Here is a 20,332-nt window from a genome sequence, read left to right on the forward strand (position 1 = left end):
GTGCTTTCCGTTACTTCAGCAAATGCTTTTTGAAAAAGTCCATGACCTGCGGACGGAGGTCTTTCTGCTTGGGTTGCAAGTCGAAGGTATGCGGTGCTCCTTCAATGATGACCAGTTCGTGCTCAATGCCCGCTGCTTTCACGGTTGCGGAAAGTTGCTCGGAGGTTGCTACCGGCACCGTCGTGTCTTTGGTGCCGTGCATGATGAGGAAGGGTGGATCGGTCTTGTCCAGGTACTTCGTGATCGCACTCACGCCGGACGAATCGCCCGAAACTTGAATGGGCCCGTAGAGATCGACGACGCAACGAACTTCGCAAGAGACATCACCCCAAGGTTGTTTGGGATCGAGTCTGTCGTCGGCATCCGTGACGGCGACCATGGATGACAGATGCCCGCCGGCACTCCCACCGATAACACCAATCCGCTCGGGATCGATTCCGTACTTTTCTGCATTCTTGCGCAACCAGCGAACTGCCGTTTTGCAGTCGTGCAAGTTCTGCGGCCAGGCACCCATCGCATTTCCTTTTTCGCCCAACTTGTAGTCGATGCTAAAACCGACCATGCCGTGTTCGGTGAGGGTGGTGCCGATGTTCAGTTCCCGCTTGGCACTCTTGCTGCCTCCCACCCAACCGCCACCATGGATCATGAGCACGGCCGGCGACTTGACTCCTGCCGGGCGATTGGCTGGCAAGTAGAGATCTCCTTTTTCGGTCCGGTCATTCCCGAGGTAGGGAATATCCTTTTCGATGATTGGCGATTCTCCCTGGGCTGGCAAAATGCCCCCGGCTATGACGACAATAATGAGGACAACCTTTGGCAGTAGGCAGGTGATCCAGCGAGCGAGAGAGTGAGCCATGGCCGGGATTCTCCGATGGTGGTTCAGGCAAGTGCTGCGGATTGTAACCCCTGCGGCGGCTGTTGCCACCAATTCTGGCGAAAACTGCGGCTGGCGAGTCTCGGAAACAGCGCTCGGCCGCACTACCATGTAAAATGATATCCACAGCTGACTTACGCCGCCGCGATCCACCCGTTCAGGCGATTGGCGGCCGACCATTTGGCTGATTTGAGTACTTTGCCTCTTCTCAAGCGTTCGACTATTGGCAATGAAGTCTGCACCAATCTCCACGGCGACTGGGTTTGATCCAGTCCGCCTGATAGAAACCTATCAGGTGGGGATTTGGCGCTATTTGCGAGCCATGGGTTGCGATGCCGCCCAGGCCGAAGACCTGACGCAAGAGACTTTTTTGGCCGCCCTGCAACGTCCGTTTCAAGACATCAACGCTGCAGCCACTTCCGCCTACCTCCGCAAAATCGCCTTCAATCTTTACATTTCGTACCGCCGCCGCAGTGGCAAAGTGACAGCTGTCGAAAATGTCGAGGACTTGGATCGCACCTGGTCGACCTGGGCTGGGGACGATGATGGCGAAAACGCCCTCGACGTACTGAGAGATTGCCTAAAGGGACTGACTGATCGGGCTCGCCGCTCCTTGGAGATGCGATTCCGCGAACAGAAGTCTCGCACCGAAATTGCTGCTGATTTGGACATTACCCCTGACGGAGCCAAAAACTTGATGCAACGGGCGAAGCAACAACTTCGCGAATGCATCGAGAGCAAACTGAAATGACCCCCGACCGCGACGAACGATTGCTTGATGGCTGCCTGGACGAAGTCCTGGGAGGAAGAACTCCCCCGGATCTGACCGCGCGCATCATGCAAGCCTGGGCGATGCGCCGGCAGATGGGTGTCGAGGGGACCGCTCACGAGTTGAATGGCCAGTTGCCACAACTGCCCGGTCCACCGATTGAAACCTTGCCGCCAGAGATTGCGCCTCGCGAGGCGATATTGCCGACTGCTGTGGTGCGAGCCATTGATGCTCCGCCACCTACGGTTGGTGTGCCTGTGGCCGCTAAAGAGAGCGGCTTTTCGCCCGTCCGTCGCACGAAGTTCTATCGACCACGCCAACGGGCCAGTGCCTGGCCTTGGCTGGCTGCCGCCTGCATCGCGGCAGTTGGTGTGAGCATCCTCTTTGCGACTCGCTCGCAATGGAACCCAGGACAAAACACGGTCGTGGTGAAGCCCTCGCCGAAACCAGCGCCTGTACCAGAGAAGACGCCAGAAAAGGCCATCGTTACCAAGCCGGCAACGAAGCAGGCCGAGCAGGATTTCAAACCAGCGCCGCAAATCGTGGACAAGATGCCTGACAAGCGTCCGCTGCGCCCCGGCTTGTCGCCGAATGACCAGCCAAAGGTTGCTCGCACGCCGGCCGCTAAGGTGAATGTGCACGACTTGGTGAGCAAGACCTATGATCGCGCCATTAGCGATGCGGAGGTCGTTTCGTTCATCAATACCTCGCTGACGCAGTCGTGGAAAGAAAACAACGTCCAGCCTTCGCCCGCGGCCAGTGACGAAGAATGGTGCCGGCGCACGTTCCTGCGTTTGCTAGGTCGCATTCCCACGGTCGATGAAGTTCGCAAGTTCGCCAGCGATAAAAGCAAAGACAAGCGAGATCGCCTCGTCACGCAGTTGATGGAAGGCGAACAATACGCCGGGCAGTTTAACGACCATTGGGCCAACATTTGGGCCAATTTGCTCGTCGGCCGCACGATGGGGCAAGAAGCCGAGAAGATCGCCAGCCGTGATGGGTTGGAGCAGTATCTGCGGCAGTCGCTGGCGAAGAAGAAGCCCTATTACGAAGTGGTGTACGAACTGCTGACGGCCGAAGGCTCGGCACAGCCTGGCAGCGAGGATTACAACGGCGCGGTGAATTTTCTCGTCGCTTCGCTGGGCCCTGATGCAACTTTGGCGACTGCCCGCACTTCACGATTGTTCCTAGGGCAACAGTTACAATGTGCTCAGTGCCATCAGCACCCAACCAACGACTGGGGTCAACATCAATATTGGGCGCTCAACGCGTTCCTGCGTCAGGCCAAGGTCGAGCAAGTTGCCGGTGTAACGCGCCTGACCGATCAGGACTTCGTCGACAAGAAGAGTGTGACGACCGAGGGCGAAGTCTATTTCGAATTGCCGAACGGCACGATCCGGGCTACGGGTCCGCAGTTTGTCGACGGCACCAAGATTGCCGCCAGTGGCCGCTTGGACGAAGTGAATCGCCGCCAAGAATTGGCCAAGCTGGTTGTCACGTCACCGCAATTCAGCCCGGCGCTCGTCAATCGACTGTGGTCGCACTACTTCGGATTCGGCTTCACGCGCCCCGTCGACGACATCGGCCCTAACAATCAGCCTTCGCATCCCGAGTTGCTTGGTCGCCTGTCGGAGCAGTTTGCTGCTCATAACTACGATCTGCGCAAGCTGATGAAGTGGATGGTGCTGAGCGACGCCTTCAGCCGTTCGAGTCGCATCACGCCGCAAAACATTGCCGACGCACCCGATGCCGGCAGTGCTCCGCTCTTCAGCCACTATTACACGCGGCAGTTGCAGGTCGAGGAAGTTTACAACTCCCTGCTGATTGCAGCTGACCTGCGGAAGAAGTCGGCGAATCAGAAGGACCTGGAGAACGCCCGGATCGATTGGCTGGCCCAGTTCAATCGCCCGATGGGAACCGACGACAGCGAAGAGGAAACACACTTCAACGGCGCTGTGCGGCAATCGCTAATCATGATGAACGGCGACCTGATGCGCAAGGCAACGAGCAGCGGCGACGGCAGCCTGCTCAAGCACCTGCAACAAAGCACACTCAAGCAGGACGAAAAGGTCGAGCACTTGTTCCTGGCTGCTCTCTCGCGTCAACCCAACAAGCGAGAACTAGAAGCCGTGAAGAAGATCGCTGCCCAGCATCCAGACAATCCCGCAGCAGTACTGGAAGACATCTGGTGGGCTCTGCTCAATAGCAACGAGTTCATTCTGGATCATTAAGCGGTCGATCGCGAAGTTCGTCTCCGGCCAAGACATAACTCGATGCCCAACCGAACTTCGTATCCGTTTGCGTTCAGTTCTCAGTATCGCTGCGAGCTGGGCGAAGCATTAGCGCCAGGTAAAGCGGTAGTCGCTACTTTACTATCGCCGCCACGGGCTCAGCTAACTCCCGAGGAATGGATGCCGCTCGGCAGCGGAGCGGTTGAGCACCAATGGGGCTTTTTGATTGGCCCTGACCCCTGCAACAAACTATGTGTCATGCACCGGGCGATCGACCAGAGCTTTGGTCTCGCAGAGTTGGTGATTCGCTTTAAATCGAATCCCGGGACGACTACGAGCAAAGAGTGTCGCAATGGCGGTTACTTGGGCCCCACCACTCACTACATAGGATCGGCGCTGGGAGTAATTGTCGTAGCGCGAAGCGAAGATGGCAGTACGCTCTTGATTCGCGCCCATGACATGTGGGGAGCCAATCGACTCACCACTGATTTCGCGGCACAAGTTCCTGCCCATTGGGAGGGCAACTGCGCCATCGGCATGCGAGGTGACCATTGCTTGGCTGCTGGTGTTGTCACCGTCTAACCCGCTGCTATTGGCAACAAGCTTACCATCCCAAAAATCCGAGTAGGCCCTTCTTCTTCGCCACGTTCGCTCGTCGCGGATTGAGCACGAAATCGATGTTCTGCTTCTCGAAGCGGCTTTCTAGTTCATCCGCGCCGGCTTTCAGTTTGAGGTCCATCTCTTCCTGGTAGAGCGGCACCAAGTGGTAAAACGAAATGGGTTCTCCTTCACGGGTCGTCAGTCGAAAGAAATCGGTGGGAAGAAAATAAGGCGGGGCCAGGATCACGCCGGTGAAGTTGGTGTTGGCGATCGGTTCGGCAGGGTCGCCATTGGGAATGGTGTGTCCCCAGCCAATCCAGGTGTCGTACTCGTGCGGCAGCCGACCGATTTGCTTGAGCCAGCGGATGGGCCAGTAGTTGGCCTCGTCCTTGAACGCCGCTTCCGTCAGCGGCCAATTCACCGGGAGCGGAATGAGCAACTCGCAGCGGCGAAACTCGAGCATTTCCGGCGGCACTGCCATGGGCATGTCACTTACGCCGCTAGTAACAAGTAAGTGATAGGGCCGCTGAGGCGTGGCCTTGATGAGGAGCACATCCAGATGCACAAGGTCCGAGATCAGTTCGTGAAAGACCGACTCGATCGGACCGACGTGCTTTTCGATGTGAGCCTGAATCTCTTCCAGGTTCTCGCCCGGATTATCCGGTAATTCCCAGTCCCGCTGGCGAGCTTCGTGTCGCCAGATGGGATCGCCCGATTCGGATCGTTCGACGTCGTCGTCACGCACGAGAAGATTCCTCTGACGTTTGACAAGGGAAGAGGGATTTCCAGGTTGGGTGGATTGTGATGCAACCGAATCGAAAAATCAAATCTCGTTTTCGCCGGCGGAAATTGGCTCCCTAACTTGCGTCCCCGCGAGTGATCTCGACAATGAGCGGACCGCTTGCCGACTTCGACGTTCGATCTCCCTCTGGAAATGCCCAGCTGTAATGTCAGGGTCCGATTCCACCAGTCGCTCTACCAGCAGTGTGCCGCCGAACCGCGTGCATTGCGGCGATTCGCTGAGCGTGCTGGCGAAGTGGCCCGATGAGTTTGTCGACTGCGTCGTGACGAGCCCGCCTTACTATCAGCAGCGGGATTATCACGGCCAGAAGAAGCAGGTCGGTCGCGAAGAGTCGCCCGAGCGCTACGTCGGTCGCTTGCGCGAGCTGTTCGCGGAAGTGCGCCGCACGCTCAAGAGCACCGGTTCGCTGTGGCTGGTGATTGGCGACAAGTACGACGACGGTGCACAGCTGGGCTTGCCGTGGCGCGTTGCTCTGGCACTGATGGACGAAGGCTGGATCCTCCGCAGCGATTGCATCTGGCATAAGCCCAACGCGATGCCCTCGAGCACCAAGACACGGCCGACGACCGACCACGAGTACATTTTTCTGTTGACCAAATCGGCCGACTATTTTTACAACGCCGATGCGGTGCGTGAGCCGCACGTCACCTTCACCGAGAAGAGCAAAATGAAGGGTGGCCGCGGCCACTTTGGCAAACGTGGCGGCACGCCCGAAGCTGGCAAAAACAGCGGCGATACCAACCTGCACAATGGCCGTTGGGATCAGGCCTTTCATCCGCTCGGGCGCAACAAGCGGACCGTCTGGTCGATTCCGCTGTCGAAGTTTCGCGGCGCTCACTTCGCGGTGTTCCCAGAATCTCTCGTAAAGACTTGCTTGCTGGCCAGCTGCCCGCCGCAAGGACTTGTGCTCGATCCGTTCCTCGGCAGCGGCACGACGGCCGTCGTGGCCCAAGAACTGGGGCACTCGTACTTGGGCATCGACGTAGCGGCCGCTTATTGCAAGCTGGCCCGCGAGCGACTGAAGCAGACGAGGCTGTTTTAACGGGACTTACGGCTGGTGAGATACTCGAGCAACGCGCGGTCGAACTGCATGCTGGTATCGAGCGGCACGTAGTCGACACCCGTTTGAAAGCACTCTTGCTTGTAGAGTGCCCGAAAGGCTTCGATCTCGTTTTGATAGTCCCGCCGGTAGGCCGAGGCGTCAACGACGATTTTCTCGTTCGTTTCCGGATCTTCGAATTCGACCATGCCGTCGAAGGGAAACTGCACTTCGGCTTCATCGAGAATGTGAAACAGAATGACATCGTGGCCGCGATGTCGCAGCCGGCGGAGCGCTTGAAAAACCGGCGCTGGCTCGGTGAGCAAGTCGGAGAAGACCATCACCAGGCTCTTGTGCCGCAGCATGGCGGCGACCTGCGTCAAGCTGCGACCGATATCGGTCGCGCCGGTAGGCTTCAGCTTGGCAAGGTGAGCCAGCACGTTGCCCAGTTGCGTCCGCTTGCTCTTGGGGGGCAGCGAGTCGCGAATTTTCTCATCGAACGTGATCAGCCCGCAGGGATCTTGCTGCATGATCATCAGGTAACAGAGCGACGCGGCGAGACAAATGGCGTAGTCGAACTTCGTCAACTCTTGCCGCAGGGTGTAGCCCATCGACTGGCTGAGGTCCATCACCAGGTAGCCGGTGATGTTGGTCTCGGCCTCGAACTTCTTCACGTAGTACTTGTCGGTCTTCGCAAAGACGAGCCAATCGATGTCCTTGGGATCATCGCCGGTCGAGTAACGCCGATGTTCGCTGAACTCGACCGAGAAGCCATGAAAAGGACTGGCATGCAAGCCTTGCAAGAAACCCTTCACCACGAACTGAGCCCGCAGGTCCAGCCGCTTGATCTGATTGATGACTTCGGGCTTCAGGTATTTTTCGACGGCCATGTTGCCATCTTACTGCCTTTGCTCGAGGCGAGGTGTGCCGCAAAGGCTTCATTTTGGGTGCTTCCGGCCGCCGGGGATTTAGGTCCCCGCCGATTACGCGTTATCCACCGAGATCTCGGCACTTGGCTGGTTGAGGGCAGAGAGGTTGTCTCTTGCTAGAGCGGGGCCCGTCAGATTGGCAAAGAACAGATCGAGCGCACTCGTACTGCCAGTCAAAGAGTCGGGAACACCATCCGGATTCAGTTGCCCGCTGAGGTCTATCTGCAACTGAGCTGCACGAGTCGCATACGTTCCGGCAGCGGTCCAATGCGAGAGCAGTAGCGCCAGGCCATCAATCGAAGCGTCCAGATCGGTCGAGCTGTCGATGAGCACATTCTCACCGCCGCCACCCTCCAGGGTATCTCGGCCAGCGCCGCCAATCATGATCGCGTAGCCGGCGGAGGTTCCGCCCGTTGGTGTAGCACTCCCGCGTAACAGGTCGTTGCCGCCGCCACCGACGAGCACTGCGGGGCCTGTTCCAGCAGTCAGAATGTCATTCCCCTCGCCACCCAGCATAATCGCATTGCCAGAACCACTAGCAAGCCTGTCGTTGCCGCCGAGGCCGCTGAGCTGGAGTTCGCCGCTGAAAGTGCGCCCGTCGATCGTATTAGCGCCTGCGCCTCCGGTCAGTTCTGCGGCTTCAAAACCACTGTGCGTGATGTTAGCTCGGCCGGTGCGCGTTAGCGAAGTATCACTGAGGACCATCGTGGTCGCATTATCGGTGACCAGCAGCGTGTCCGCGCCGCCTGCACCAGCCAGTGTGGCTGTGCCAGTCCAAGCTCCAACAGTAAACGAGTTGTCTCCGACCCCGCCAGTGAGAATGGCATTCTCTACGGTGTTCAGCACCACATTGGGCAACCCGCTCCGCTGCAGAGAAGTGGGAGTCAGCACAAAGTCGACATCGTTCGTAGCGACAACCGTATCGTTGCCCGCCGCGCCATTGATGCGGAGCGTGCGTGACCAGTCGGTAATCGTGAATCTGTTGGCGGCGTCTCCGCCGGTAAGAGTGGCCGCCGAGATGCCAGTCATCGTCACGGTCGAGACAACCGAGCCGGCCGTGTGGGTCAGCAGCGTATCGGTCAGGACAAAGTTACCATCATTCGTGTAGGCGACGGTATCAGCGCCACCCTTGCCATCGATCAGAACATTGACAGTCACGCCACTCAACACAAAGCTGTCAACAGCAGCCGTCCCGATGAGTTCGAATTGCTCGATTTGCGAATACGCATCGTTCGAGGCACCGACGCGAATCCGATTATTGGTGATGTTCGCCGCGCCTTGCTCAACAATGGTGTCGACGTTGGCACCGCCCATGATGTTGTCGCTGCCAGCACCGCCCAGGATCACATCGTCTCCCGCGTTGCCGGCCAGCCAATCATTGCCAGCGCCACCGATGATCATGTCGGGGCCAGCGCCACCAGAGATCGTGTCGTTCCCTGTGCCACCATACAACGTCGACGGCTTGCTGATCGGCGCTTCGATTTTGATCGAATCGTTGCCGCCGTGTCCAAAAATGGCGATGCGGCCAAATGAATTGAGAGGGAAGGTGCCGGCCACCCTGCCACCGATGTAGACGGTGGCGACAGTGGACGAAGTTTGGCGCACGATGATGGAGTCGGCACCGACATTGCTGCCATTGATCAGTAGTAGATCGTCATTCGACAGACCCGGATTCTCAGGATCATCAATGACGACGGCACCGAAGGTCGTAGCGTACTCAAAAGCGGTGATCGAAACCGTGTCGCTGCCAACCCCAGCGTCATCGTCCGTGGCCGTGAACGTCACCTCGTAGGTGCCGGCCAGCGTGGGCGTAAAGGCCAGCGTCGAGCTCGTGCCGGTCGCGACTTGCGTCGAGCCGTTCATGACAACCCAGTCATACGTCTGGGTGTCGAGCGTGCCGGGGTCGGTGACACTGCCGGTGAGATTGATGGGCGTGCCGACTTGAACCGACGTTGGCGCTCCGACGATGGTGGCAACTGGATCAGCGTTGGTGATGGTCAGCGCCTGCTGAGCAATGCTTGCTTGTGACGCCGAGTCGGTCACGGTCAGCGAGACGTTGTAGGTGCCATTGTCATCGGGCGTGAAATCGAAGGTGCTGCTCGTGCTGGTGGCGAACGGCGAGCCGGCACCTTGCTTCGTCACGGTCCAGGCGTAAGTGTACGGACCACCGGCACCAGGGGCGGTAAGGTTTGCCGATAGGCTGATTTCTGTTCCTTCGGGGCCGGTGTTGCTAACCGGTAGACCGGAGATCGATGCCACAGGGGCGAACGAAGCCAACCAAGGTTCGGCACCATTCGTACCGTCATTCGCAGTGAAGTAGAGTTGGCCACCGAGGTAGGTCAGCGCGCTCGGATAGCTGCCAGCGCTGGGATTGATCTCCTGCATCAGCGTTACCGCGCGCGTGGTGGTGTTGATCTGCCACACCTCATAGTTGAAGCCGGCATTGGCGCGCGAGAAGTAGAGGTAGCCATCACCCGCCACGAGCGGCGAGCCCGTATAGAGGTTGTTTCCGCGATACTCGACCGGCCCGGAGTCCGGGAAGTAGACGATGTAGTTATACGTGTCGTAGTGAACGAACGCGCCAGCGGTTTGATAGACAATCGAAATCGGGTTGGATCCACCGGAGCCGGGCGTGTAGTCGTTGACGATCTCGGTGTTCGGGGAAGTGCCGTCGCTCTTCCAGAGTTCGCGTCCTGCCGCGGCGGTGGTGGCAGAGAACCACAGCTCGCCGTTGACATCCGCCATGTACATTGGATTGCTGTCCGCAACGCCCGGGTTGATGTCTTGCACCATGTAGGTGCCGTTGGTGGTACCGTCGGAGACGTACAACTCGCGGCCAAAATAGTTGTCCGAAGGGCCGACCGCAGTGAAGTAGAGCTTGTCGCCGACCGCGATCAGTTCCTGTGGATTGCCGCTCTCGAAGGACAGGTCCGCAATGTTGCGGACCAATTGAATGCCGTTTGTCGCATCGTATCTCCACAGCTCACGGCCGATGGAGTCGGCATTGTTGGCACTGAAGAACAGCGTGCCGTTGACGTTGGTCAAGTAGTCCGGTGTCGAGCCGAAGCTGCCGGGACGCAAATCAGCCACCATCGAGGCCGTCGTGCCGTCGAACCGCCACAACTCATCGCCGTTCGTGGGGTCGTAAGCAGAGAACATCAACTCGTCTCCGACCACCGTCAGAAAATCGGGCGACGAGGAAGCGATGTTGTCGATGTCGATCACCAGCTGCGTGCCGTTCACCGTGCCGTCGGTGACCCACAACTCGCGGCCATGCACCTGGTCATTGGCGGTGAAATAGAGCTTGCCTTGGAATTCCGTCAGTTCCTCCGGCGAGCTGCTCGGCGCACCCGGCGCGATGTCCATCAACATCTCGGTCCCGGCGTCGGTGCCGTCCGTTATCCACAGCTCCACGCCGTTCGTGTTGTCGTTCGCGGTGAAGTACGTCAGGTTCCCGACGCGCACGTAGCCTTCGGCGTTGGAGTTGCCCGCGTTGGGCGCGACGTCGCGCAGAATCTCGGCGGCGAACAAGTCGCGTGCTTCCAAACTCTCGACTCGCAATGTGGCGGTCTTGCGGCTGGGCGATTGCGAGCGAACCGGGCGGCCATCACTGCGATTATTGCTGAACCACATCGTAAGTATTCCTGCACCAAGGTGAGAGCCAGCGAAACATGCAGGTTGAAGCGCGAAGGGGCGACCAGCTTCAAACTGTGAGGGGGCAACGCCGACCGCCCAATAGCGGACGCTGTGCGCAGAACGGTCTCGTTTTCGAGACACGCGTACGTCGCCAGAAGAGAGGCGCTGCCCGAGCCTCATCGCGAGCATCGTCACTTTGAACCAACACTCTGTAGCCAGAATGCCTAAGGAAATACCCTTACTGCCAGACCTCCTCGAAATGCTGCAAGCCATGACCGTTAGCGAAGATATGACGACACCGAAAAGTGCTGCTTCGTGGTTCCAATTACCTCCTGCCGACAATCGCTGCTCTTATGGCAAGGGAGGCACAACCCAGATCGGCTCATGGCCATCCTGGGGCAAATGCGGCCCGCGGATCGCTGGGCAGCGAACTCCCGGCAGCGACTGCAGGGCAAAGACCTCTTCCATTCCTTCGGTAAATTGCAGTGTCGCCACCGTCCTACCGACGCGCAGATCGACCACCGCGATCCCGCACCGCAACTCCTCGCGCATCTCAGCGATCGGTACCCCGCCAAAGACGGCCGTCTCGCGAATGCGGCTGAGCCCGACGAACGCCAGCGGCCCCAGAAAGCTCAGCCCGCGCGTGTAACCAGGAAATCGTTCTACCGTCGTCCGCAGCCCACTCGAGGGATCGACAATCTGCAATTCGCCACAACCGCTGTTGAGCACCCACAGGCGGCCCTCGTGCAAGCGCGGCGAGTGTGGCATGCACAATCCGTGTGACACAATCTCTCCGCTGGCGACGTCAATGACGATTCCGCCGCTCGCCTTGTTGTCTCGCCACCCCTGCCGCGAATCGGTCGCGCCCATCGCCGTGACGTACTGAACCCGCTGCCCGTCGGCCGACACCGCCATGCCGTTCAAGTGGCAGCGATCGTCCGGCCCTTGGATCGCCGAGATGAATTTCGGTTTCCAGCGCGGCACAAAATGGTGCCGCTCATCCAACGTACAAAGGCAAGAGAAGAGGGTATTCACGATCCACAACTCATCGCCCAGATACGCCATTTCGTGGCCGTGAATCGTACCCGTGTGAATCGAGCGGCGCGTGAGCAGGCAAGCATCGTACTTGCCGCGAGGCTCAATGGTCGCTGCGATGTTCGGCACCGCTTCCAGCATCCAAACGTCGTGCCTGGCTCCGACGGCAAGTCGCAGCGGATGGATGGCAATTCCCATCGCCAGTTCGAAGTTGTGAAACTCCAAAGCCAACTGGCCCTGATTCGCACAAATCGTCACCAGCTTGCCGGCGTGATAGGTCGACAACAGCAGCGACGACTCGCTCCCTTCCAGCAACGGCACGAAGCCATCGGAGGCCGAGTAGGAAATTCGTCGCCCGGTGCGGGGCACTTCGGAATGGACTGCCATCGACACGACCCTTTGCTGCCCGACCCTTGCTGCCGTAATTCCGAGATTGTATCCGCTCCACGAACATGCCTTCCGCGCAGGCGCTAACTACGGCACGAACGACGAATCGCTCCGTCGCTTCACCCCCGCCCAACCCGGGTTGAACAGTCCCAATTCCCTGCTGCCGATCACTGGTCATTGATAACTTTTTGCGCGAAAAATCAGCTTCGACGAGTCGCCGTAAACCGTTTGCAGGACGATTGTTGCGTTCATCATTGCCCACCAAAACCCGATTTCTTGATAACCGTTTGATAACCACTCTTTGCCCTGTTCACTCAGCTGCCTGAACAGGGGGCTTCAGTCACTGGTCTCACGTCAGGTCGCCACGCTTGGTGCGAGCCACTTCGCCGTGCTTCCGGCGTGCTCCGCAGCAACGCATCGCAGGCGCTCTACCCACAGTGCCCCGGCCCCGCGATCAGTCCTGAACAGTCCCCATTGGCTGCTGCCGACAACCCGTTTCTGATAACTTTTTGCGCGAAAAACCTCGCCCGACAAGTCGCCATAAACCTCTGTTCCTAAATCATTTGCACTCACAATTCCTCACCAAACCCCGGTTTCTTGATAACCGTTTGATAACCACTGTTCGCCCTGTTCACTCCAATGCCTGAACAGGCCCTAAACAGGGGGTGCGAAAGGCGAGCGTTGCCAGAACTCACAGTCCCGCGCCCGAGCCTCGCCATCACACCATAAAATTTACAATGTACTTGACAGTGTGTCAATACTTTTTTACAATGCAGCACCGGCGAACGCCCTCACTCGGGCAACTCGCTGGTTGGCAACTTGTCTTTGCTTTTGGTGTTCTTTCCTTTGATCCAGAACGAGACCACGCTGCCGACCGCAGCACCAGCATCGACATCGGCCACGTTGATTTCACGAACCTTGTCGAAGAACATCTTCGCCACTACGACGAACGCCACAATGGCAATCACCCACACGTATGTTGTTTCCATCGCATTCACCTCAAGAGGGTGCCTCAATTACTGCCTTTATTGTGCAGAAAGGGTCTCAAAACACGAGACAGTAAGCGGCACTCGTTTTAACTACTTTGCGCGTCTGATTTTGCGCGCAGTCTTTCAAGTCGTTTCGGCAGGCCTAAACTGGAACGCATAATGGTGAGATTGGATGCACACCGCACAAGTTGTGATGACCAGTACCTCATCACTTATCGGCTTCCGTTGTCATAGCGGCAAGAACGATCCGATAAAAATGCGCAGAATCGCTAAAGTCTGCTGCCGACCTGCCGGACTCGATCATTAGGGGACTTGGCGGAGGTAGTCGCAGGTGATGAATGGTGCATGCCTTACGTTCATCGAGATTGTGAGCTATGCGAGCCTCAGTCGTAGGTCGTGTCGTAGCAGTTTTGGATGGCCATGCCCAACTGCTTCACGTTGTTGGGTGGTGTGTATGGCAAGTCATCGGTCGACTGGCGGTCGTTGTTTTTCACGCTCGATACACTTGACGTTGATTCGGTCAAGAATTTGGAACTGAATCTCATTGAATTTGCTGGCACTTGCCGCCCAGATCAAACCAGCAGTCCCGGCGATGCACACGACGAGTGTTGCTGAAACGGTCAGCATCCAACTCATTGCTATGCTCGCAGGTGTTGCTGGTGGCGGCTTTCGAGTTCGCTTAGGTTTCGCTGTCACAATTCACCTCAAATGACTGCCTTAATCACTGCTATTATTGTGCAGAAATTGCCCCGAAAGACGAGCCATTAAGCGGCAATTTGGCGATTAATTGGCTCGTTGTAACTGCCTTATATGTTTGATGTTGCGAGCAGCCGCCTCAGCCACTTCGGCGGCAGTCGAAAATGCCCCGACTTCCCCAGCCACATAACGGGTCAAGTGTCACTCTTCTTGTCATCGCGCTCTTCCCATGCAAGTTCACCAGTCAGGTAGTTGCCAACGCTCAGGCTTGCCTTGACCTTCTTAGTCCGAATCCGATCAAGTTTCATCAGCAGTATGATTCCCCATGCGCCAACGACGGCGATTATCGCTAGCCAAACAAAGTCGCTCACTTTGTATCTCCTTGTGTTGCATTCAGTTCTATGGCGATTGGTAAATCCATCAACCGGTTGTTGTGAGATATCTTGTATTGCCCCTCGAAAGCAGGGGCGTGCGGCTGGATTCTATTTCGACGTTCGACTATGGCAATCACCTTGGCGGGCAGAACTCATCCTTCCTCGACAATTCATCAATAGGCGGGTTTGTGAAGTGTGTCCCCTAGGTTTGTGAATTTTCGTAGGTGTGATCCGCAATCGGGCTTCCCAATTCTTAGCGAGCGGAACGGGGCGTTCGGCATTTCGCAAGTGCTCGGGCCAAATCGTTGCGGTTCGTTCCATTTCCGCCTTTTGGCCATGCGAAGTACCCATGCTTTACCATAGGCGGGCAACTCGACCGCAGCGCAGAACTCATTCGCCGCCGTTCGTTTGCCCGCCATTTTCTGCGCTGGGCTAAATCGGTCACTGTTTTCCGTTCCCAATTATCTCTTGCCGCCGCAGGCGTTCGGCTTTTCGCCGCAAGGAAGTATTGCCAGCGCCTCAGCGGATCGGAAGGGCGAAGGCCCGAGTACGACCGAACTTTGCAAAAGAATGGCGAACTCGGGCAAAGGCTCTTGGATATTGTTCGAGGCGGGCATGCAGTCGCAAGAAGTCACATCGGGCAATGGTTGAGTTTCGTGCTTCTGCGACATCCTCGGGGGCCCTTAGCAAGCAGATCACACGAGCGAAGCAAGAGCCGCAATGTTCTTGTCAGCAGTCAGCAGCGACAGGCAGGGCTTGAGAAGGCCCTCGAAGATGCAGCCGTATGAGTTCGAGCACGGGCAACACGGCAACTCTTGGCTGGAAGTCTGCTCGGTCACCGCCGTTGGTTGGTCAAGCGTGTTGTTCATCGCCTGATTGAATGATTGCTCCACGAGGCGCGAAGTTCTGCCGTAGCCCGACCGAACTTGTTGACCGGCGCAATGTTCACCAGGATACTGGCCTCAGCGCTACTTCTCCATTCACTTACCGGCACATTCTATGCGACTTCACGCTTTCACTGCACTGATTCTCCTGAGTGTTGCGACACTGTTCACGGGTGGCCCGTCGTGGGCTGCGGACAACGCCCCAGCGGGACGGCAGCCGAATATCGTGGTGGTGATGGCCGATGACTTCGGCTACGAATGCGTGGCGGCGAATGGGGGCGAGTCGTACCAGACGCCGAACTTGGATCAGCTGGCGACGAGTGGCGTTCGGTTCACGCACTGCCATGTGCAGCCCTTGTGTACGCCAACGCGCGTGCAATTGATGACCGGGCAGTACAACGTGCGGAACTATTTTAACTTTGGTACATTGCCGCGCCAGGAGACGACTTTCGCAAATCGGTTGAAGAAGGCCGGCTATGCCACGGGCATCTGCGGCAAGTGGCAACTGGGTCGCGAGACCGATTCGCCGCAGCACTTTGGCTTCGACGAAGCTTGCCTGTGGCAACACACCCGCCGCCCGCCACGGTTTGCGAATCCGGGGCTCGAATACAACGGCGTCGCCAAGGATTTCCACAACGGCGAGTATGGCCCCCAGTTGATCAACGACTTCGCGCTCGAATTTGTGACCAAGCACAAGGATCGGCCTTTTCTTCTCTACTATCCGATGATGCTGACGCACAATCCGTTTCAGCCCACGCCGGATAGTGCCGACTGGGACCCGAAAACCATGGGTGAGAAGGAGAAGCAGAATCCCAAGTACTTTGCCGACATGGTCACCTACATGGACAAGATGGTGGGCCGCCTGGTGGCGAAACTCGACGAGTTGAAGATTCGCGACAATACCTTGCTGATCTTCATCGGCGACAACGGCACGAACAGCGGCATCACCAGCAAGTTTCAAGGCCAGGACTATCGCGGCGGCAAAGGCACCACCACCGCCCGCGGAACCCACGTACCGCTGATCGTCAGCTGGCCCGCGACGATCAAGTCGGGCAAGGTCGACAACAGCCTGATTAGCAGCACCGATGTGCTGCCGACGATCTGCGCCGCAGCAGGGGCGAAGATCGCCGGGCCCCTGGACGGCGTCAGCTTTTTGCCACAACTGCGCGGCGAAAAGGGTCAGCCGCGCGAGTGGCTTTATTGCTGGTACTCGCCTCGTCAGCAGCAGAATCTCGCCGTGAAAGAATGTGCCTTCAATCAGCACTACAAGCTGTATCGCACGGGCGAATTCTTCGACCTGCAAGCGGATCCCTTCGAACAAAAACCACTCGAGCGCAGTTCGCTTACCGAACGTGGCAGGGCCCAGGCAGCTGCCCTGCAAAAGGTACTCGATCAGTTTACCAATGCGCGACCCGCGCAACTGGATCGCAAGTTTCAAGCCAGCGGTGGTGGCGACGAAACTCCGAAAAAGAAGAACAAAAACAAGCAGCAGCAAGACGAGTAAGTAGACCTGCAGCGACAGCCACTACTCGATCGTTTCTTCCACCAGCAGCGCTTCGCCATCTTTGATCGCCAGGTAGTGCCAGCGATTCTCATCGTCGAAAGCGACTTTGCCGCCCCCGAGCGTAATCACATGGTCGTAGCGATTTCCTTCCACGCCATCGACCACAACCATCTCGTGATCGGCCGCGGAGGTGACCATGGCTAACCGCTGGCCCGTGGGGCTGAAATACAACTGTTCCTGAATGACGTCATACTGCTTGCCTTCTTTGCTGTTGTCCACGAGGACCGTTGGTCCTTGGTCGGAAAGATCGGCCAGATAGACCAGTCGCTTACCGTCAGGACTGAACTCAGGCTCGCCGATAAAGGCATACGTCTTCTGCGGCTGACCATTCAGGACGATAAACTTGCGCTCGCCAACGCCGGCACCGTGCGCGAGCGACTTGCTATCGGGACTGAACACAGGCAGCCCGAGTTCATCGTAGGGAGCACTCTCGCGGCCATCGGCCACGACCAGCAACTTGCCGTTCTGCACAGCCCAGTGGGCGACTCGCTTGCCATCGGGACTGAAGGTGAATTCGGCGACGCGGGTGTAACCTTTGCCCTGCTTGCCATCGATGACCGGGTACTCCACCCGGCGTTTCTCAATGCCATACGCGGCCCGCCCACCAACCGGGCTGATCGCCAAGCTGTCCTTCACATAGTCAGCTTCGAGTCCGCCATACACCGGGCTCGCCTTGCCATCCACAATCACGACGCTGCGAAAGCTTTCTGGCTCCACCACAAACGCCCAGTGCTTGCCATCTTTGCTGAGAAAGAATTTCTTCAGTGCTTTGAAGGTGGGAGCCAGTTCCTTGCCGTCGTACACCATGAACTTCTCGCCCTGCCGGCTGGCTAAGAAGCCGAGTTCTCCGGCGGGACCATAAAAAAAGTTCATCGTCAGTTGGGCGGGACCATACTTCCGCTCAATTCGCGGCTGACTTCCATCGACGCTCGACTCGCGCATTTCATAATGGTCGCCGGTATCTTCGGCCCAAATCACACGCTGACCATCGGCCGAAAAGGTGAGCGCCCACGCGGGAGACTTCAGAAAGACTTCTCGCTCGATCCCATCGATCATCAGCACATATTCCACGTCTCCCTTGGCGTAACGGCGGGCGGTATAAGCCACGTGTTTGCTATCGCGGCTGAACATGCCGCCATCGTGATTGGCGATGAAGTTCCAGCCAATCTTCTCCGGCACTCCGTCGAGCACCAGCGTTTCGCCTTGTCCTTCGCCTTGAAGTTTCCCCTGATGAACGACCCACGAAGTCCGCTGACTATCGGGACTGAACCGGAAGTTCATCAGGTACTGATCGGCCTGACGAATTGAATTCGCATACTGATAAGTCTTGTCGTCGACGGCGATTCCCTTGTCGATTAAGTAAGCCAGCCGGCGACCATCGGGACTGACCCAAAAATGCGGCTTCTTACTGTCTCGTTTGGTGAAGTCGACATCACCGACTTTGCCGAGGCGGCGTTCCTTGGCGACTCGCTTGAACGTAGTTGCCGCTGGAGCGGAGGGCGCTATTGTCGGTGCAGCTGTTTTTGGCGACGTTGCTTTCGGTGGAACCGTTTTTGGCGTAGCTACCGGCGGCGCAGTTTTCGGCTTGGTGCCTGGCACTGCGGGAATTGCTGGAATCGCTGGCGTCGCAGGTTGGGTTTTGGGCGGCTGCTTGGCCTTCGAGGAATCGTCGAGTTTCTTGAGTTCCTTTAACGCCTTGTTCAGTTCCGCTTGAACTTCTGGGGGCAGATCCAAATCCGGCGGCAGGCCGGGAATCACCGGCGGAGCAGCTTTTTTGGCGCCCCCGGCCGCCTGAGCCCAAACCAAGGCTGGGGCCAGCAGTAGCAAGCAACTGGTTAGGAATAGGACGGTAAACAGCAGACGACTTCGGGACTGGGTGTTGATCATGGCTCAGAACCTTGTGGCAGGGATTCGGCTCGATCGCAAATATACTACGCCGCTGGCCACCTTGCCGAGATCAAGGAACCGTCAAAAAACCGGCGAAGCCAGAGACCTCAGTCCTTCTTTTTCTTGTTCTTTCCCTTGGTCTTCGTCTTGGGAGAGGTCGCGGTGCCATCATTCTTGGTTGGCATGGGTGCGTTCACTTCCTTGCGCCACGCGATCAGCCGATTGTGCATCTGCTTGGTTCGTTCGGGTTCGTCTTTGGCCAGGTTCTTGGTCTCGCCAACATCGGCTCGCAGGTTGTAAAGCTCCAAGCGGCCGTCTTCGAGAAACTCCATCAGCTTCCAATCGCCCATTTGCACCAGGCTGACCGGCGTGGTTCGCCAGCTATCGGCCCCAGCCCCCAGGTAACCAGGAAAGTGCTGAAAAATGGCGTCTCGCTTCAGCTTGGCGGCGGGGTCCTTCCACAGCGGCACCACGCTTTCGCCGTCGAGCACCTGCTTGGGCTTTGAGGCACCCGCAAGTTCGAGAAACGTCGGATAAATGTCCACATGAATCGTGGGCACATCGCAGGTCGCACCCGCCTTGATGACCCCCGGCCAGCGAACGATAAACGGCTCGCGCGTGCCACCTTCGTACAAGCTGCCCTTACCACTGCGCAACGGTGCGTTGTCGGTCACATCGCCGCCACCTTTTTTGATTCCCTCGCGAACGTAGCCACCCACGCCTCCGTTGTCGCTCGTAAAGATCAGCACGGTATTGTCGGCCAGCTTGAGATCGTCCAGCGTCTTCATCACGCGACCGACACTTTCGTCGACGCTGGCGATCATGGCCGCGTACGTGGGATTGTCGTGACCGCCGACACCTGGCTTGTCCTTGAACTTGGCAATCAAGTCTGGCTTGGCATGATGCGGCGAGTGGACGCCAAAGTGGGGCAAGTACAAGAAGAACGGTTTGTCTTTGTGTCGCTCAATAAAGTCGACAGCTTTGTCGGTGAGAAAATCGGCCAGGTACTGACCCTCGGGATACTCGGTCTTCGGACTCGTGCTGAAGTTGAAGTGCTGGCCCGCGGTCGAGATGGCCTCGTCAAAGCCGCGCCGTCCAGGGTGGTAGTCGCCGTTCTGGCCGATGTGCCATTTGCCAAACATGCCCGTTGCATAGCCGGCAGCCTTCAGTTGCTCAGGAATGATTTGCCGGTCGAGTGGCAGGTCGGTGATGTTGTCGACCGGTCGCAGGGGCCGCTTGCTCCAGTCGAAGCGGTCGATTCCGCCAACGGTGTAGATACCCGTGCGCGCACCGTATTGTCCACTCATCAGCGCCGCGCGCGTCGGCGTGCAGTTCTGGCAATGATGGTGACTGAGCATCTTCAGCCCCTGCGTCGCCAGCTTGTCGATATGGGGCGTCTCGTAGTACTTGCTGCCAAAGCAGGCAACGTCGGTGTACCCCAGATCATCGGCCATGATGAAAACGATGTTGGGCGGCCGACCCGAAGTCGCTTGTTCGGCGGCGGCGGCAGGAGCAGTCTGAGTGCAGGAAATAAGGCCGGCAACAAGCAGTGTCGCGAATCCTGGGAGTAAACGCATAAATGTATCCGCGGCAAGAGAATGGTGTGAATCTGGCTCTGGTAACGCTGCCCGCGCCG

Annotated in this window: 14 protein-coding genes; 5 read left to right on the forward strand and 9 right to left on the reverse strand. The window is 57.8% G+C overall.

Going from position 1 to position 20,332, the window contains the following annotated elements; genetic code table 11:
* Positions 1–10 precede the first annotated feature (10 nt).
* A complete protein-coding gene (locus NA78x_RS20230; RefSeq protein WP_425614188.1) occupies positions 11–856 on the reverse strand; it encodes an alpha/beta hydrolase fold domain-containing protein in 846 nt (281 codons plus the stop codon).
* 247 nt (positions 857–1,103) lie between these two features.
* On the opposite strand from NA78x_RS20230, the gene NA78x_RS20235 reads away from it, so the two are divergent.
* Genes NA78x_RS20235 through NA78x_RS20245 form a run of 3 tightly spaced genes read left to right on the forward strand, consistent with a single transcriptional unit; the run spans position 1,104 to position 4,456 of the window.
* Complete coding sequence (locus NA78x_RS20235) at positions 1,104–1,625, forward strand: RNA polymerase sigma factor (protein WP_425614189.1); 522 nt, start codon at positions 1,104–1,106, stop codon at positions 1,623–1,625.
* The gene (locus tag NA78x_RS20240; protein WP_425614190.1) at positions 1,622–3,874 is read left to right on the forward strand and encodes a DUF1549 domain-containing protein; all 2,253 of its coding nucleotides are present in this window, start codon (positions 1,622–1,624) and stop codon (positions 3,872–3,874) included. The genes NA78x_RS20235 and NA78x_RS20240 overlap by 4 nt, the downstream gene beginning before the upstream one ends.
* 42 nt (positions 3,875–3,916) lie before the next feature.
* Complete coding sequence (locus tag NA78x_RS20245) at positions 3,917–4,456, forward strand: hypothetical protein (protein ID WP_425614191.1); 540 nt, start codon at positions 3,917–3,919, stop codon at positions 4,454–4,456.
* Between the two features lie 22 nt (positions 4,457–4,478).
* Here the strand turns inward: NA78x_RS20245 and NA78x_RS20250 are convergent, their stop codons facing one another.
* Positions 4,479–5,219 carry a suppressor of fused domain protein gene (locus NA78x_RS20250; protein ID WP_425614192.1) on the reverse strand — a complete coding sequence of 247 codons (741 nt, stop codon included), beginning with the start codon at positions 5,217–5,219 and terminating at the stop codon, positions 4,479–4,481.
* A gap of 202 nt (positions 5,220–5,421) precedes the next feature.
* On the opposite strand from NA78x_RS20250, the gene NA78x_RS20255 reads away from it, so the two are divergent.
* Positions 5,422–6,318 (forward strand): DNA-methyltransferase, encoded by an 897-nt coding sequence (locus NA78x_RS20255; protein ID WP_425614193.1) that lies wholly within the window; start codon positions 5,422–5,424, stop codon positions 6,316–6,318.
* Here the strand turns inward: NA78x_RS20255 and NA78x_RS20260 are convergent.
* From NA78x_RS20260 to NA78x_RS20280, 5 genes are all read right to left on the reverse strand, one after another.
* On the reverse strand, positions 6,315–7,205 hold the full coding sequence (locus NA78x_RS20260) for a DUF58 domain-containing protein (protein WP_425614194.1): 891 nt from the start codon (positions 7,203–7,205) through the stop codon (positions 6,315–6,317). The genes NA78x_RS20255 and NA78x_RS20260 overlap by 4 nt on opposite strands.
* 93 nt (positions 7,206–7,298) lie before the next feature.
* Entirely contained in the window at positions 7,299–10,877 is a 3,579-nt protein-coding gene (locus NA78x_RS20265) for an ELWxxDGT repeat protein (RefSeq protein WP_425614195.1), read from the reverse strand.
* Positions 10,878–11,231: 354 nt separating this feature from the next.
* A complete protein-coding gene (locus NA78x_RS20270) occupies positions 11,232–12,302 on the reverse strand; it encodes a TIGR03032 family protein (protein ID WP_425614196.1) in 1,071 nt (356 codons plus the stop codon).
* A 791-nt stretch (positions 12,303–13,093) separates the two neighbouring features.
* Positions 13,094–13,291 carry a hypothetical protein gene (locus tag NA78x_RS20275; protein ID WP_425614197.1) on the reverse strand — a complete coding sequence of 66 codons (198 nt, stop codon included), beginning with the start codon at positions 13,289–13,291 and terminating at the stop codon, positions 13,094–13,096.
* Positions 13,292–14,181: 890 nt separating this feature from the next.
* A complete protein-coding gene (locus tag NA78x_RS20280) occupies positions 14,182–14,358 on the reverse strand; it encodes a hypothetical protein (protein ID WP_425614198.1) in 177 nt (58 codons plus the stop codon).
* A gap of 1,002 nt (positions 14,359–15,360) precedes the next feature.
* Here NA78x_RS20280 and NA78x_RS20285 point away from each other — a divergent pair.
* The gene (locus tag NA78x_RS20285; RefSeq protein WP_425614199.1) at positions 15,361–16,749 is read left to right on the forward strand and encodes a sulfatase-like hydrolase/transferase; all 1,389 of its coding nucleotides are present in this window, start codon (positions 15,361–15,363) and stop codon (positions 16,747–16,749) included.
* 21 nt (positions 16,750–16,770) lie between these two features.
* Here NA78x_RS20285 and NA78x_RS20290 read toward each other — a convergent pair whose 3' ends face one another.
* Positions 16,771–18,696 carry a hypothetical protein gene (locus tag NA78x_RS20290; protein ID WP_425614200.1) on the reverse strand — a complete coding sequence of 642 codons (1,926 nt, stop codon included), beginning with the start codon at positions 18,694–18,696 and terminating at the stop codon, positions 16,771–16,773.
* A gap of 107 nt (positions 18,697–18,803) precedes the next feature.
* The gene (locus NA78x_RS20295) at positions 18,804–20,273 is read right to left on the reverse strand and encodes a sulfatase (protein ID WP_425614201.1); all 1,470 of its coding nucleotides are present in this window, start codon (positions 20,271–20,273) and stop codon (positions 18,804–18,806) included.
* Positions 20,274–20,332: the final 59 nt, after the last annotated feature.

This window comes from Anatilimnocola aquadivae (assembly GCF_049819085.1).
Taxonomy (GTDB): Bacteria; Planctomycetota; Planctomycetia; order Pirellulales; family Pirellulaceae; genus Anatilimnocola.

Bases quoted from the DNA above. Each gene is read 5' to 3' on its own strand.
- NA78x_RS20230 (WP_425614188.1), bottom strand. From the start codon at position 856: ATGGCTCACTCTCTCGCTCGCTGGATCACCTGCCTACTGCCAAAGGTT.
- NA78x_RS20235 (WP_425614189.1), top strand. From the start codon at position 1,104: ATGAAGTCTGCACCAATCTCCACGGCGACTGGGTTTGATCCAGTCCGC.
- NA78x_RS20240 (WP_425614190.1), top strand. From the start codon at position 1,622: ATGACCCCCGACCGCGACGAACGATTGCTTGATGGCTGCCTGGACGAA.
- NA78x_RS20245 (WP_425614191.1), top strand. From the start codon at position 3,917: ATGCCCAACCGAACTTCGTATCCGTTTGCGTTCAGTTCTCAGTATCGC.
- NA78x_RS20255 (WP_425614193.1), top strand. From the start codon at position 5,422: ATGTCAGGGTCCGATTCCACCAGTCGCTCTACCAGCAGTGTGCCGCCG.
- NA78x_RS20260 (WP_425614194.1), bottom strand. From the start codon at position 7,205: ATGGCCGTCGAAAAATACCTGAAGCCCGAAGTCATCAATCAGATCAAG.
- NA78x_RS20265 (WP_425614195.1), bottom strand. From the start codon at position 10,877: ATGTGGTTCAGCAATAATCGCAGTGATGGCCGCCCGGTTCGCTCGCAA.
- NA78x_RS20270 (WP_425614196.1), bottom strand. From the start codon at position 12,302: ATGGCAGTCCATTCCGAAGTGCCCCGCACCGGGCGACGAATTTCCTAC.
- NA78x_RS20275 (WP_425614197.1), bottom strand. From the start codon at position 13,291: ATGGAAACAACATACGTGTGGGTGATTGCCATTGTGGCGTTCGTCGTA.
- NA78x_RS20285 (WP_425614199.1), top strand. From the start codon at position 15,361: ATGCGACTTCACGCTTTCACTGCACTGATTCTCCTGAGTGTTGCGACA.
- NA78x_RS20290 (WP_425614200.1), bottom strand. From the start codon at position 18,696: ATGATCAACACCCAGTCCCGAAGTCGTCTGCTGTTTACCGTCCTATTC.
- NA78x_RS20295 (WP_425614201.1), bottom strand. From the start codon at position 20,273: ATGCGTTTACTCCCAGGATTCGCGACACTGCTTGTTGCCGGCCTTATT.